The organism is Achromobacter animicus, assembly GCF_040775605.1.
GTDB lineage: Bacteria > Pseudomonadota > Gammaproteobacteria > Burkholderiales > Burkholderiaceae_B > Achromobacter > Achromobacter animicus.
Genome location: NZ_JAYGJK010000001.1, coordinates 1,478,686 through 1,492,967, shown reverse-complemented (window position 1 = coordinate 1,492,967; position 14,282 = coordinate 1,478,686). Strand labels below are relative to the sequence as shown.

The window sequence follows — 14,282 nt, the reverse complement described above, 5'->3', positions numbered from 1 at the left end:
AGCCGATCCAGTGTAGATGTGTGAAAATCAACAAGCAACACCAGAAATGCACATTCCTTGTGCATTCATGCACACACAAAAAAACCCGCGTTGCAGCGTGCTGCCGGGGCCTTGGAGCGATGGATCTTGCTTGATTGGGACAGCCTGCGCTATTTCCTGGAAGTGGCGCGCACGCAGCGCGTCAGCGCAGCGGCGCGCAAGCTGGGCGTGGAACACACCACGGTCTCGCGCCGCATCCGGGCGCTGGAAACGGAACTGGACACCCTGCTCTTTGAAAAATCCCGCAGCGCGGGCTTCGTGCTGACGGACGACGGCCAGCGGCTGTTCGTCCATGCCGAACAGATGGAAAGCGTCGTGCACACCGCGCGCGAGAACCTGTCCGGCATCGGGCAGGCGCTGTCGGGGCATCTGCGCATCGGCGCCACCGAAGGCTTCGGCAGCTATGTGCTCACCCCGCTTGCCGCAGACTTCCAGCGGCGCTATCCGCACATCACGCTGGATATCCTGCCCGTGCCGCGCTTTGTCAGCCTGTCCAAGCGCGAGGCCGATCTGGCCATCACCATCGAGCGCCCGCAGCGCGGTCCGTATGTGTGCAGCAAGCTGTGCGATTACACGCTGCGGCTGTACGGCACACCTGGCTATCTGGCGAACCATGCGCCCATCACGCGCCGCGAGGACCTCGCGGATCACACGTTCATTGGCTATGTGGACGAGCTGCTGTTCAGCGAACGCCTGCGCTATCTGGAAGACGTGCTGCCGGCAAGCAAGGTGGTGTTGCGCAGCACGAGCGTCGTGGCCCAGTACCACGCGGCGCTGCAGGGCCAGTCGCTCGCGATCCTGCCGTGCTTCATCGCGGCCCAGGATCCGCGGCTGAAACCCGTGCTGCAGGACGAGATCGCCATCACACGCTCGTTCTGGATGTACTGCCACGAAGACCTGCGCAAGCTCAAGCGCGTAACGGTGCTGTGGGAGTTCATCCGCAAATCGGTATTGAAAAACGCCGACCTGTTGGCAGGCCGGCGTGGAACGATGAAGTATCTGCCCTGAGCGCGCCGGCTGGCGGCGCCCACTATGCTAAGCGCTGTTCTTCGGCGCTTTCACGCGCAGGCGGCGCATCAGCAGGAAGGCGGTCAGCAGCGCGACGGCGCCGTGGATGAGCCACACGCCCAGACCAAAACTGAGCTTGCCGTTGGAGATCCAGGCGCGCGACAGGTTGATCAGGTTCATATAGAGCAGACCGACCAGACCGGCGATGAGCAGGTCGCCCGAACGCCCAAGCCGCGGATTTACCGCGCCCAGCGGAATGGCCAGTAGCGCAAGATTCAGCGCGGCGAGGGGAAGCGAAATCCGCCACATGACCTGCGACCAGCTGCTGTTGGTGTTGTCTTCAACCAGCTGCGGCGTGCTGCGCGCCTTGGAGGACCGCTCTGCCGCTGCACGGGCCTCGGCGACAGGGTCGCCGCCTGACTTGCTTTCGAGGCGCAGGCCGTATTTTTCGAAGTGCACCAGCCGAAGCTCGGGGGTACCCGGCTTCAGGTCGTAACGATGACCCTCGCCCAGCACCAGAAAGCGGTCGCCGTTGGGCAGGGTTTCGCTGTGCGCGCTGCTTGCGGTCAGCACGCTGAGCCATTCAGGACCGATCTCGCGCGCGAAGACGTTGCCGAGTTCGTCGCTGGGATTGACGGGGTCTTCAGCAAAGAACACGCGGCTGCCGCCGGAGGATTCAGCAAATTGGCCGGCCGTGACCTTGGACAGGTCGGAGCGTTGTTCGAAGCGTTCGTGGTATTCGCCGATCTGGCGGTAGGCCCAGGGCGACGCGACCAGCGTCAGGCCTGCCACGGCAATCGCGACGGGGACCGCCACGCGCAGCACGGGCTTGAGCCAGTCCGCCAGCGACAGGCCGCTGGCGAACCACACGACCATTTCGGACTCGCGGTAGTTTCGCGTGACCGTGGTCAGCACCGCGATGAAGATCGAGACCGCCAGAATGGTCGGCAGCGCGGTGATGGTCGACAGCGCGGCAAGCACGACCACCACGTCCGCTCCGATGTTGCCTCCCGCGGCTTCACCGAGCAGGCGCACGAGAAGCACGCTGAGCCACACGACGAGCAACGTGGAAAAGACAACGCCAGCGTGACTGGTGATCTCGCTGACGACAGAGCGTTTGAATAGAGACATGGGAGAATATGCGGGATAATCGACCGCATCATACACAGACGCACACGGGAAACCCTCATGGAATTTAGCACACAGACCACTGCTTCCCTGCACCAGGTCAAAACCGCGGCCCTCGCCGTCGGCGTGTTCGCGGACGGCGTGTTGAGCCCCGCCGCCGACATCATCGACCGCGCTTCCAACGGCGCCGTGCGTGCGGTGGTCAAAAGCGAATTCCGCGGCCGCGCCGGCGCGACGCTGACCCTGCGTACGCTGCCGGGTGTCGCCGCGCAGCGTGTGGTCCTGGTCGGGCTGGGCAAGCAGGAAGAATACTCGGCCCGCACCCACGCGTCGGCCGAGCAGGCATTCGCCGCTTCCTGCGTCGCCGCCCAGCTTGCCGAAGGCGTGTCCACGCTGCTCGCCAATCCCATCGCCGACACCGACCTCATTGCGCGCGCCCGCAGCGCCGCGATCGCGGCCGGCAGCGCGGTCTACCACTACGACGCCAGCTTCGGCAAACCCGACCGCGACGCGCGCCCCAAGCTCAAGAAGATCGTGCAGGTCGTCGAGCGCGCCGACGCGGCACAGGCCCAGAAGGGCCTGCGCGAAGGCAGCGCCATCGCCAACGGCATGGAGCTGACCCGCACGCTGGGCAACCTGCCGGGCAACATCTGCACGCCGACCTACCTGGGCGACACCGCCAAGCGTCTGGCGCGCGAATTCAAGTCCCTGAAGGTCGAGGTCCTGGACCGCAAGCAGGTCGAGGCGCTGGGCATGGGCTCGTTCCTGTCGGTTGCGCGCGGCTCCGAGGAAGCGCTGCGCTTCATCGTGCTGCGCCACGCCGGCGCCAAGGCTGCCAAGAAGGGCGCCAAGGCCGCGCAGGGTCCGATCGTGCTGGTCGGCAAGGGCATCACGTTCGACGCGGGCGGCATCTCGCTCAAGCCCGCGGCCACCATGGACGAAATGAAGTACGACATGTGCGGCGCCGCCAGCGTGCTCGGCTCGTTCCGCGCCCTGGCCGAACTGGAATTGCCGCTGGATGTCGTCGGCCTCATTCCCGCATGCGAGAACCTGCCCAGCGGCAAGGCCAACAAGCCGGGCGACGTGGTCACCAGCATGGCTGGCCTGACCATCGAAATCCTGAACACCGACGCCGAAGGCCGACTGGTCCTGTGCGACGCCCTCACCTACGCCGAACGCTTCAAGCCGTCGGCCGTGATCGACATCGCCACGCTGACCGGCGCCTGCGTCGTCGCGCTGGGCAACGTCAACACCGGCCTGTTCTCCAAGGACGACGCGCTGGCGGACGCTCTGGCCTCGGCCGGCCGCCGTTCGCTCGACACCGCATGGCGCATGCCCATGGACGACGCCTACCAGGAACAGCTCAAGTCCAACTTCGCTGACCTCGCCAACATCGGCGGTCCTCCGGCCGGCGCCGTCACGGCGGCTTGCTTCCTGTCCCGCTTCGCCAAGGCATACCCCTGGGCGCACCTGGACATCGCCGGCACCGCCTGGCGCGGCGGCAAGGACAAGGGCGCAACGGGCCGTCCGGTGCCGCTCCTGATGCAATACCTGCTGGACCAGGCTTGAAGCGCTGGACGCCGACAGCGCCATGACGCGCATCGACTTCGCCTTCGGCGCGCCGGACCGCCTGCGCATGGCCTGCCAGGTCGTGCGCAAGCGCGTCCTGGCCGGGCAGCGGCTGGTGGTGTACTGTAAAGACGGTTCGCGCCTGTCCGCCTTCGACCGGATGCTGTGGGCGTTCGACGACACGGCTTTCGTGCCGCACGTGCTGGCAAATGATTCGCTGGCCGCGGAAACTCCGGTGGTGCTCACCGCCGGGGATCCGCTGCAGGCCCTGCAGGCGGCGGGGCAGCCCGACCAGCCCCAGCCCTGGCTGCTGAACCTCGACGACGATTGTCCGCCCGGGTTCGATGCTTTCGAACGCCTGCTGGAAATCGTCTCGGACGACCCCGACGACAAGCAGGCGGCCCGGCAGCGCTGGCGAACCTACCTTACGGCCGGTCATGCGCCGCAAAGCCACGACCTGAGCCGCAAGGCCCAGGGCGGCTGAACCGTCCCACGCGCGCCCGCGCGCCGCGCTCCACCAGACTACGGGAGTTTCCATGCCCGCTCGCCCATCCGACCCCGGCATCCCCACCCTGACCCATCGGGCCGAACCCTCGTTCCACGACCCGGCCGACGACGACGCCGATGCGCCGCTTTTGACCGAGCTGGCCGACGAGGCGGGTCCGGTGTACGAAAACGACCCATATGAACATGACGCGTTTCCCGTCCTGACGGACGTGGCCGGCGACGACCAGCCGCCGGTGTTGCCGGTCTCGCGGACGTCCGAGCCGGCGGCCCCGGTTGCAGCGCCAACGACCACCCCGGCGGCGCCTTCGCCAGCGGCCGCCCCCGCGCGCCCCGCCCCGCTGCCCGACGCCACCGTGCTCGCCGCGCGCCTGCAGGCCGAGGTCGAACAGCTCATGCAGCAGGCGCTTGCCGATGCGGTCAAGCAGCTTCAGGCGCGCATGGATGCGGAATTGCCTGCTATTGTTTCCCGCGTGCTCAACGAGGTTCGGCGAGGGTGATCCTCCGCCATGCGCAGGATCAATTTGCCCTGCAACGGGCAGTCCTACTTCTTTCTCAAACTGGATTCTTCAGGGAACTGTAAGGTATCCTTCGCATCTAAGCCTTCTAGGCAATCACCATATTTGCCGTATACAGGAGTTCTCCATGAACGAATATCGTCCGTCCCCTTTTAACCGTTCCGGCTCTGTCGCCGGCGCGCCGGGCGAGGTCGCTCGCAACCAGGTCCTGCGCAACACGTACTGGCTTCTGGCCCTGTCGCTGATCCCGACGGTGCTGGGCGCGGCGGTCGGCCTCTACACCGGCATCAACCGCGTCATGGGCGCCAGCCCCGGCCTGTCGGCCATTGTCTTCCTGGTCGGCGCCTTCGGCCTGATGTTCGCCATTGAAAAGAACAAGAACAGCTCGCTGGGCGTCGTCCTGCTGCTGGCCTTCACGTTCTTCATGGGCGTCATGCTGTCGCGCCTGCTGGGCTTCGTGATGGGCATGAGCAACGGCTCGCAGCTCGTCATGACGGCGTTCGGCGGCACCGCAATCGTGTTTGGCACCATGGCCACGCTGGCCACGACCATCAAGCGCGATTTGTCGGGTTTGCAGAAATTCCTGTTCATCGGCGCCGTCGTCATCCTGGTTGCCGCGCTGGCCAACATCTTCCTGCAACTGCCGGCCCTGATGTTGACCATCTCGGTGCTCGCCATCGTGATCTTCTCGGCATTCATGCTGGTTGACCTGCAGCGCGTGGTCAACGGCGGCGAGACCAACTACGTGTCCGCCACCCTGGCCATTTACCTGGACGTCTACAACGTCTTCTCGAACCTGCTGATGCTGCTGGGCATCTTTGGCGGCAACCGCGAGTAACGCGCCGTCGCCAGACCAGCACCGAAAGGGCCTGCATGCACAACATGTAGGCCCTTTTTCTTTGGCCAGCTTTGTTTGGCCCTCTTCCTTTGGCCCGCCTGTTCACCTTTTTCCTGCCCGGAGCTACGCCATGCCCGATCGCCGCCGCTTCCTCCAGACCACCGCCAGCGCCGCCCTCCTCGGAACCGTGTGGCCGGCATGGGCGGCTGAGCCGGCGCAAGCCATGCTCAAACGCCCGATCCCGTCGACGGGCGAAATGCTGCCAGTCGTGGGACTGGGCACCGCGGACACCTTCAACGTATCGCCGAGCGACGCGTCGGCCATGGCGCCGCTGGCCCAGGTGCTTGAAACGATGCTGAAGGCGGGCGGCACGCTGATCGACACGGCGCCCAGCTACGGCGAGGCCGAGGCCGTCACAGGCGCGTTGCTGGCGCGCGATGGCGGCCTGCGCAAGCGCGTGTTCCTGGCCACCAAGATCAGCACGCGCGGCCACGAATCCGCGATGCGCCAGGTGCGGCAGTCGCAAGAGGCGCTGCGCAGCGACAAGCTGGACCTGATTCAGGTGCACAACCTGATCGACACGCGCAACCAGCTCGCGCTGCTGCGCGACCTGAAACAGCAGGGCGTGACGCGCTACATCGGCATCACGCATTACACGGACCATGCCCACGACGATCTGACCGAGCTGGTTGAAAAGGAAAAGCCCGACTTCCTGCAGGTGAACCTGTCGATCGCCTCGCGCAGCGCTGAAAAGCGGCTGCTGCCCGCGTGCCAGGCCAATGGCGTCGCCGTGCTGATCAACCGGCCGTTCGAGGACGGCGCGCTGTTCCGCCAGGTCAAGGGGGTGGCGCTGCCCAAGCTGGCCGCCGAGATCGACTGCACTTCCTGGGCGCAGATCTTCCTGAAGTTCATCATCGGCCACCCCGCCGTCACGGCCGTCATCCCCGCCACGTCCAAGCCCGCCAACATGGCGGACAACGCGCGCGCCGGCTTTGGCCAACAGCCCGATGCCGCGCTGCGCGACCGCATTGCCGCGCTGCTCGCCTGACGCCATGGCGCCCGCCCCCCTGTCCTGGCGCGCCCGCATGTCGCGGGCGCTGGGCATCCAGGAGGACGAACTCGCTCCCGCCGCCTGCGGCTTCGCGTTTTTCTTCTTCCTCTTTTGCGGCTATTTCATGCTGCGCCCGATCCGCGAGACGATGGGGATCCAGGCGGGCGTAAACCAGTTGCAATGGCTGTTCACCGCCACGTTTCTTGCCACCCTCGCCGTCGTGCCCCTGTTTGGCTGGATCTCCACCCGCGTGCCGCGCGCGACGCTGGTGACCTGGGTCTATGCCATCTTCGCGCTGACCATGGTGGGCTTTGCCGCCCTGCTCCACCAGCAGCCCGGTAGCGTCTGGGCGGCGCGCGCGTTCTATGTCTGGCTGTCGGTGTTCAACCTGTTCGTCGTGTCCATCGCCTGGAGCCTGATGGCCGATGTGTTTCGCATGGAATCGGCCAAGCGGCTCTTCGCGCTGATCGCGGCGGGCGCCAGCGCGGGCGGCCTGTGTGGGCCCCTGCTTGGCGCGCTGCTCGCTGGCGTGTTAGGTCCGGCGGGCCTGCTGGTGTTGTCGGCCCTGCTGCTGACCGCCACGCTGCCGCTCAAGCAATGGCTGCTGGCGTGGCGCGCCGCTTCCCGGCCAGAAGTGGGCCTGCAGGACATGCAGCGTCCCATCGAAGGCGGCATTCTTGCCGGGCTGGGGCGCATCTTTCAGTCCCGCTACCTGTTGGGCATTTCGCTGCTGGTCGTGCTGCTCGCCACGCTGAACACGTTTTTGTACATGGAACAGGCGCGGCTGGTCGCCGATGCGTTCCCCGACACCGCCCAGCGCATCCGGGTCTTCAGCGCCCTGGATTTCACCGTGCAGACGCTGGCACTGCTGTCGCAGATCTTCATCACCGGGCGCGTGGCCGCACGCCTGGGTTTGCGGTTCCTGCTGACCGCGGTGCCGCTTGCGGTGGCGCTGGCGTTCCTGGCGCTGGCCGCGTTCCCCGTGTTCGCCGTGCTGGCGGCCGCCATGATCCTGCGCCGCGCCGGGGAGTACGCGCTGATCCGCCCAGGCCGCGAAATGCTGTTCACGGCCGTCACGCCGGAAGACAAGTACAAGACGAAGAACGTCATCGACACCGTGGTCTACCGCGGCGGCGATGCCGCCAGCGGTTGGGTGAAGGCGGGCATCGACATGCTGGGCTACGGCGCCGCGTTGATCGCGCTGCTGGGCACCGTGGTCGCGTTGGGTGCGGCCGCGGTCGGCTATGGCCTGGGCAAGCAGGCTGATCGGCGCAACGGCGACTTGCCTTAACTTTTTCTGAATAACCATCTTATTCATCCAAACGGAAACGCCGATTCCCGGACGCACAATGGCGCAGCCCTCAACGCCTCGGGAATCGTCATGAAACGCTCTGCCGGCCTTGCCGCCCTGTTGCTTTGCCTTGCCGCGCCGCACGCGCAAGCCGATTACCCCGAACGCGCCATCACGCTGATCGTGCCGGCCGCCGCGGGCGGCAATGCCGACATCACCGCCCGCCTGATCGGTCAGGAGATGAGCCGGCTGCTCGGCCAGCCAGTCGTCGTCGAAAACCGCGTGGGCGCCGGCGGCCGCATCGGCACGCAGGCCGTGGTCCGGGCCCCCGCGGACGGCTACACCATCGGTTATGCCCACGTCGGCACGCTGGTGCTGCATCGGTACCTGTTCAAGCAGCAGCTCTACGACCTGGACCGTGACCTCAAGCCCATCGGCCTGGTCGCCGAGACCCCGAATGTGATCGTCGTGAATGCCGCGTCGCCGTACCGCGATCTGAAAGGATTCATCGAAGCCAGCCGGGCGCAGCCGGACCGCCTGACCATGACCTCGGCCGATCCGGGCACGACCAGCGAAGTTGGCGTCAAGCTGTTCATCGCCCAGACCGGCGCCGCGGTTCGGCAGATCCCCTACAAGGCCACGGCCGCGCAGCTCTCGGACCTGCTGGGCGGCCACGTGGACGCCATGATGGAAAACCTGCCGCCCTTGATCGGCAACCTGAAGGACGGCCGCCTGCGCGCGCTCGCCGTCACCACCCGCAAGCGGGCCGCGTCCAACCCGGACGTGCCGACGGTGGCCGAACAAGGCTATCCGGAGTACGAGCAGTCCGCGTGGAGCGCCCTGGTTGCACCGGCAGGCACGCCCGTTGCCGCGATCTCGCGGTTGAACGCCGCGATGAATCAGGCGTTGCGCTCGGACGCCGTGAGCCGCGAGTTGCGCAGCCGCTCGCAGGAACCCCTGGGTGGCACGCCGCAGGATGTCCAGGCCCAGATCAAAAAGGAGCTGCCCAAGTGGGAAAGCATCATCAAGGCCGCCACGCTGGATTGAACCGCGCCCGAACACCCAACGGAGCCTGCGCATGGCCAACGTAACCCGCGAGGATTTCTCCGTGGCCGCCGCTACCAATGCGTCGGCTTACCGGCGCGTTACGATCCCGGTGTTGCGGATCGAGGCGGGCCCGGGGCCTGCCGTCGCGCTCATCGCAGGCGTGCACGGCGACGAATGGGAAGGCCAGGCCGCCATTCTGGATCTGTGGCATCAGTTGCCGGAGATTCTGCAACGCGGCACGGTCTATCTGCTTCCCGCCGTCAATGCGGAAGCGTCGCGGGCCGGCACGCGGCTGTCGCCATCTGATGGCGGCAACCTGAACCGCGCTTTCCTGGGCGAACCGGCGCGCGGCTACACCGAAAGCATCGCGGCGGCCTTGGAGGCTCGGCTGCTTCCCCGGGTGCAGGCCATGGTGGACGTGCACAGCGGCGGCGCGTCGCTGCGCTACCTGCCGTCATCGGTCATCACCCGCTACGGCAACGATGCGTATGACGAGCGTCTGCCGGCGCTCGCGCGGGCATTCCGACTGCCCGACTGCGTGTTCTTTCGCGGCGGCGAGGCCGGTTCCATGCCGGCGGCGGCCAGCCGTCACGGCGTGCTGCGGCTTTCGGCCGAGATCGGCGGCGGCCGGGAAACGAGCCAATCGCTGGCGGACAGCTGCCGCGACGGGCTGCTGGGCTGCCTGGCAGAGTTGGGGTTGCTGTCCCGTCCCGAGTCTGCACACCCCGCCCAGGATGCGCAGGTCCGCCTCTACGACCTGGACACCCCCGCCGCGACGCTGCGTGCCCGCAAGTCCGGCGTATTCGTTCCCGCCGTGGAGCTGGGACAATCCGTGGCCGCGCAGCAGCCCATCGGCCGCCTGATCGAACCGGCACGGCCCGACGTCCCTCCGCGCCCATTGCTCAGCCCACAGGCGGGCACCGTAGTCTGCCTGCGTCCCATCGCGCGCAGTGACGACGGCGATTGCCTGCTGCAGGTCGCGCCCCCTCTTTCCTTGGACTCTCTTGCTTCAAGATACTGACCCATGCAGATGAACCCCAGATTGACCGGCCTGCGCTGCATCCGCTGCGCAACCCTCTGGCCCGCGGGAGACTATCCCGAAGGCTGCCCTTCGTGCCTGGCGTCTGGGCACCCCGCCACCCTGGAGTGCCAATACGACGCGCCGTCGCAGGACGGCGCCATACCCCTGCCGGTGCTGTCGGCCGTGACGTTAGGCGAAGGCGGCACCCCATGCCTGTCCGCGCCCGACCTGGCACACGAAGAAGGCGTGGGCGCGCTGTGGCTCAAGTGCGAAAGCGCCAATCCCACCGGCAGCCACAAGGACCGCATGTCGGCGCAACTGGTCTCGCGTGCGCGCCTGGCCGGCGCCACGCGCGTCGCGGCGGCCTCCAGCGGCAATGCGGGCGTGTCGCTGGCCGCCTACTGCGCGGCGGCCGGTTTGCAGGCCGACATCGCCATCACCCACAACTGCCCGCCGCTGCAGCGCGAAGCGATGGAGCGCTTCGGCGCACGGCTGCGCGCCTTCGAAGACAGCCTGGGCCGCTGGCCGTACGTGGCCGACCTGTGCCGCAACCACGGCGCGTTCGCGGGCACCAATTACCTCAATCCGCCGGTGGGCACGCATCCGTACGGCGTCGAGGGCTACAAGCCGATTGCCCGGGAAATCCTGGACGACTGCGGTCTGCCCACGGACATCATCGTCCCGACCGCGCGCGGCGACCTGCTGTGGGGCATCTTCCTGGGCTGGCAGCACCTGCTTCAGACCGGACGCATCGCCCGACTGCCCCGGCTGCACGCCGTGGAACCGTACGCCCGCCTGTCGCGCGCGCTGGAAACCGGCGATGCCCGTGGCCAATGGGAAAGCGCGACCCAGCAGTATTCCATTGCGGGCGGCACGTGCACGCTGCAAGCATTGGAAGCCCTGTCGCGGTCGGAAGGCATGCCGGTGGAGACCTCCGACTCGCAAGCCGGGCAGGCTCGGCAACGCCTGGAGCGCATGGGACTGGGCGCGGAACTGTCGTCGGCCGCCGCGCTGGCGGCCGTCGCGCGGCTCAGGCGGGCCGCCAAGCTGGACGCGGAATCTAACGTGGTGCTGATGCTGACGTCCGACGGCCGCCGGGGCTGATTCCCGGGCTACACACCAAACCGATCGACCAGCGGCGCCAGTGCGCCGCGCAGGCACGTCGCCCAGAACTTGCCGGCTTCGGACAACGGGCGGCTGCCGTGCACGATCATGTGGCATTCGAAATGCACGGGCGCCTCGAGCGGCCGGTAGGTGAGGCCCATGGCCTCCATGCCCAGCGCCGTCGCCGGGTTGGCGATACCCACCCCGTGCCCGGCCAGGGCAAGCTGACACACGGTGCTGGAATACGGCGTCTCGATCGCCACGCGCAGGCTTTGACCGGCCTGGCGCAAGAGCGCATCCAGCCGCTTGCGCGATCCGTCTTCGGCGTTCAGCGCAATCACATCGACTTCGGCCAGATGGGAGAAATTCACCGATTCCAGGCGCGCCAGCGCATGGCTGGCGGGGAACACTGCCACCGCGCGCAAGCTGGCCAGACGATGCCCGCGCAGCCCTTCGAGTTCGGATTCATCGGCCACCGCCGCCAGGTCCAGCTCTCCCGAGACCACCATGTCGCGCAAGGTGTTGGAATCGCGTATCTGCAGGTATAGCGGCGTATCCGGATAGCGCACGCGAAAACGCGATATCGCATCGCTGACGATCGCGCCGCTGTAGGCGTGGATGCAGCCGATGCGCAGCCGCGGCTGCGCCGCGCCGCGGATCGCCCGGATCTTGCGTCCCAGGCTTTCCAGGCCCACATTCAAGCGGCGGATCTCTTCATACAGCAGCGTAGCCTCGGGCGTGCGCTGCATCCGCTGGCGCACGCGCTCGAACAGGCGCAGCTCGATGCTGGCTTCCAGCGCGGCCAGCGTTGCGCTGACGGTTGCAGGCGACACGTCCAGGCGCCGTGCGGCGGCGGTGACGCTTTCCGTCTCGTAGACGGTGCGGAAGGTTTCGACCTGTTTGAGCGTGAACGTCATGAGGCCGGCGGGGGAATCAGATGCGTTGCAGGTCCAGCAGCACGCGCCGCGTGGACAGCGGACGGCCCGCCAGAATCTCGGCCAGTCGCGCGCGCAAGTCGGTGCGCAAGGCGGGCTCGATGGCAGGATCGTCGAAATCGGGCGGCGCCTCGTCGACGCCGTAACCCGTTTCGCGCAGCAAGGTCCATTCGAAGCGGCGCAGCGCCCCGGCCGCGCGAGTGCCGGCAGACAGTTGCTGCAAGGCCATGTCGTATGCGTCGAACAACAGCGGATGCGCGTCCTCGCGCGGCAGCAGGCGCAGCAGCAGTTCGTTCATGTACCAGGCGGACATCAGCGCGGCCCCGGCCAGCGGCCGGATGCCGGCGATCTCGGCGCGCGTCAGCGTCTTGACCTCGCCGTTGCCCGTCCAGGACAGCAGCAGCGGCTGGAAAGCCGACAACACGGGGCGCAAAACGGAATAAGGGCGCTTGGCGCCCTTGGCGACCATGGCCACGCAGCCATGATCGCGAGAAAAAGTCTGGACAATCAGGGAGGTTTCACGCCACGCGGTGGCGTGAAGCATGAACCCCGGTCGATCCTGGACGCGTGGCGCCCGTCTACTCATAACCCAAGTCGCGCAGCGCACCCTCGCGGTCGGACCAGCCCTTGCGCACCTTGATGTAGACCTCCAGATGCACGGGTTTGTCCAGCAGCTTGGCAATGTCCTGCCGCGCCTCGGTGGCGATCCGCTTCATGTGCATGCCGCCTGTGCCCAGCAGGATGGGCTTGTGGCTGTCGCGCTCGACGACGACACAGGCGTTGATGGTGGCGCCCTTGGCGGTCTCTTCCCATTGCTCGATGACGACCGTGCAGCCGTAAGGCAGTTCGTCGCCCACCAGGCGGAAGATCTTCTCGCGCACCAGTTCGGCGGCGATGAAGCGCATGGGACGGTCGGTCAGCGTGTCTTCCTCGAACATCGGCTCGCCTTCCGGCAGGCGCGATGCGATTTCGTCAAGCAACTGGTCCAATTGCTGATTCTTGGTGGCGCTGACCGGCACCACGGCGCCGAACGGATGCTGCGCCATGATCTTGGACACGAACGCGAACAGATCGTCGCGGTTCTTCAGCGCATCGATCTTGGAGACGACCAGGATCGTGCGTTCGGGGTTGGGCAACAGCGGCAGCAACTTGGCGTCGCCTTCGGACCACTTGCCGGCTTCAACCACATGCACCACCACGTCCACGTCGGCCAGGGCCTGCGTGACGACGCGGTTCATCATGCGGTTCATCGCGCCACCGTGGCGCGTCTGGAAACCGGGGGTATCGACGAACACGAATTGCTCGTGCTCGCGCGTCAGCACACCGTGGATGCGGTGGCGCGTGGTCTGCGCCTTGCGCGACACGATGGAAATCTTGGAACCGATCAGGGCGTTCGTCAGCGTGGACTTGCCCACGTTGGGGCGGCCGACGATGGCAACGAAGCCGGTACGAAAAGGGGTATCGCTCATTTAGTCTCTTGAGCCACTGCCACGGGCAGCGACAATTGCGCGGTTTTGCGCGCCTTGCCCGACTTGCGGGCAGCCTTGGTGGCCGGGCTGACGGCCAGCGCGGCCTCGAGCGCCAGCTTGGCGGCCGACTGCTCGGCGGCGCGGCGGCTGGCGCCGGGCGCCATTACCTTGATATCGAGCGCCGGAATGGCGCACTCGACTTCGAACTGCTGGCTGTGGGCCGCGCCGTGCGTGGCCACCACCGTATACAGCGGCAGGGCCAGCTTGCGGCCCTGCAAAAATTCCTGCAGCAAGGTCTTGGCGTCCTTGCCGAGTGTTTTGGGATCCACGGATGCCAGCACCGGCTGGTACTGGCGCACGATCACGCGGCGCGCTGCCTCGAAACCCGCATCCAGGAAGACAGCGCCGAAGATCGCTTCGACCGTGTCGGCCAGAATGGACGGGCGGCGGAATCCGCCGCTCTTGAGCTCGCCTTCGCCCAGACGCAGGTACTGGGACAGTTCCAGCCGCTGGGCGATATCTGCCAGCGACGCCTGCTTGACCAGGTTGGCCCGCAAACGCGACAGATCGCCTTCGTCGATTTTTGAATAGCGTTCGAACAGCATCGCCGCCACGACGAAGTTCAGCACGGAATCCCCAAGGAATTCCAACCGCTCGTTATGGCGCGCACCGTGGCTACGGTGCGTCAGCGCCTGTTCAAGCAAGGCCGCATCACCGAAGTGGTAATCCAGGCGGTTTTCTAGCGTGGCTAGCGACATAA

Annotated in this window: 15 protein-coding genes; 10 read left to right on the top strand and 5 right to left on the bottom strand. The window is 66.7% G+C overall.

From position 1 onward, the window contains the following. Positions 1–126 precede the first annotated feature (126 nt). Positions 127–1,047 carry a LysR family transcriptional regulator gene (locus AB3147_RS06705; RefSeq protein WP_175122934.1) on the top strand — a complete coding sequence of 307 codons (921 nt, stop codon included), beginning with the start codon at positions 127–129 and terminating at the stop codon, positions 1,045–1,047. A 27-nt stretch (positions 1,048–1,074) separates the two neighbouring features. Here AB3147_RS06705 and lptF read toward each other — a convergent pair whose 3' ends face one another. Further along, positions 1,075–2,178, bottom strand: coding sequence for an LPS export ABC transporter permease LptF (lptF, locus tag AB3147_RS06700; protein ID WP_175122935.1), 1,104 nt, complete (start codon positions 2,176–2,178; stop codon positions 1,075–1,077). 57 nt (positions 2,179–2,235) lie between these two features. Here lptF and AB3147_RS06695 point away from each other — a divergent pair, with 57 nt between their 5' ends. From AB3147_RS06695 to AB3147_RS06655, 9 genes are all read left to right on the top strand, one after another. Next, positions 2,236–3,744: a leucyl aminopeptidase gene (locus AB3147_RS06695; RefSeq protein WP_218345216.1), complete on the top strand. Its 1,509-nt coding sequence runs from the start codon at positions 2,236–2,238 to the stop codon at positions 3,742–3,744. A gap of 22 nt (positions 3,745–3,766) precedes the next feature. Further along, positions 3,767–4,228, top strand: coding sequence for a DNA polymerase III subunit chi (locus AB3147_RS06690; RefSeq protein ID WP_367351606.1), 462 nt, complete (start codon positions 3,767–3,769; stop codon positions 4,226–4,228). 52 nt (positions 4,229–4,280) lie between these two features. Continuing rightward, positions 4,281–4,748: a hypothetical protein gene (locus tag AB3147_RS06685; RefSeq protein ID WP_367351605.1), complete on the top strand. Its 468-nt coding sequence runs from the start codon at positions 4,281–4,283 to the stop codon at positions 4,746–4,748. Positions 4,749–4,893: 145 nt separating this feature from the next. Further along, positions 4,894–5,604 carry a Bax inhibitor-1/YccA family protein gene (locus AB3147_RS06680; RefSeq protein ID WP_175122939.1) on the top strand — a complete coding sequence of 237 codons (711 nt, stop codon included), beginning with the start codon at positions 4,894–4,896 and terminating at the stop codon, positions 5,602–5,604. 130 nt (positions 5,605–5,734) lie between these two features. Next, on the top strand, positions 5,735–6,652 hold the full coding sequence (locus AB3147_RS06675; RefSeq protein WP_367351604.1) for an aldo/keto reductase: 918 nt from the start codon (positions 5,735–5,737) through the stop codon (positions 6,650–6,652). 4 nt (positions 6,653–6,656) lie between these two features. Next, entirely contained in the window at positions 6,657–7,946 is a 1,290-nt protein-coding gene (locus AB3147_RS06670; RefSeq protein ID WP_367351603.1) for an NTP/NDP exchange transporter, read from the top strand. 90 nt (positions 7,947–8,036) lie between these two features. Then, on the top strand, positions 8,037–8,993 hold the full coding sequence (locus AB3147_RS06665; RefSeq protein ID WP_367351602.1) for a Bug family tripartite tricarboxylate transporter substrate binding protein: 957 nt from the start codon (positions 8,037–8,039) through the stop codon (positions 8,991–8,993). Positions 8,994–9,024: 31 nt separating this feature from the next. Further along, positions 9,025–10,014, top strand: coding sequence for a M14 family metallopeptidase (locus AB3147_RS06660; RefSeq protein WP_367351601.1), 990 nt, complete (start codon positions 9,025–9,027; stop codon positions 10,012–10,014). A 3-nt stretch (positions 10,015–10,017) separates the two neighbouring features. Beyond that, positions 10,018–11,118 (top strand): pyridoxal-phosphate dependent enzyme, encoded by a 1,101-nt coding sequence (locus tag AB3147_RS06655; RefSeq protein ID WP_367351600.1) that lies wholly within the window; start codon positions 10,018–10,020, stop codon positions 11,116–11,118. A gap of 8 nt (positions 11,119–11,126) precedes the next feature. On the opposite strand, the gene AB3147_RS06650 is transcribed toward AB3147_RS06655, so the two are convergent. From AB3147_RS06650 to rnc, 4 genes are read right to left on the bottom strand one after another with little or no spacing between them, the layout of a single operon-like run. Further along, complete coding sequence (locus AB3147_RS06650; RefSeq protein ID WP_367351599.1) at positions 11,127–12,035, bottom strand: LysR family transcriptional regulator; 909 nt, start codon at positions 12,033–12,035, stop codon at positions 11,127–11,129. A 16-nt stretch (positions 12,036–12,051) separates the two neighbouring features. Beyond that, the gene (gene recO, locus AB3147_RS06645) at positions 12,052–12,639 is read right to left on the bottom strand and encodes a DNA repair protein RecO (protein ID WP_175122946.1); all 588 of its coding nucleotides are present in this window, start codon (positions 12,637–12,639) and stop codon (positions 12,052–12,054) included. Continuing rightward, positions 12,632–13,522: a GTPase Era gene (gene era / locus AB3147_RS06640; protein ID WP_056321933.1), complete on the bottom strand. Its 891-nt coding sequence runs from the start codon at positions 13,520–13,522 to the stop codon at positions 12,632–12,634. Before era ends, recO begins: the two co-directional genes overlap by 8 nt. Then, positions 13,519–14,280: a ribonuclease III gene (gene rnc / locus AB3147_RS06635; protein ID WP_175122947.1), complete on the bottom strand. Its 762-nt coding sequence runs from the start codon at positions 14,278–14,280 to the stop codon at positions 13,519–13,521. The genes era and rnc overlap by 4 nt, the downstream gene beginning before the upstream one ends. Positions 14,281–14,282: the final 2 nt, after the last annotated feature.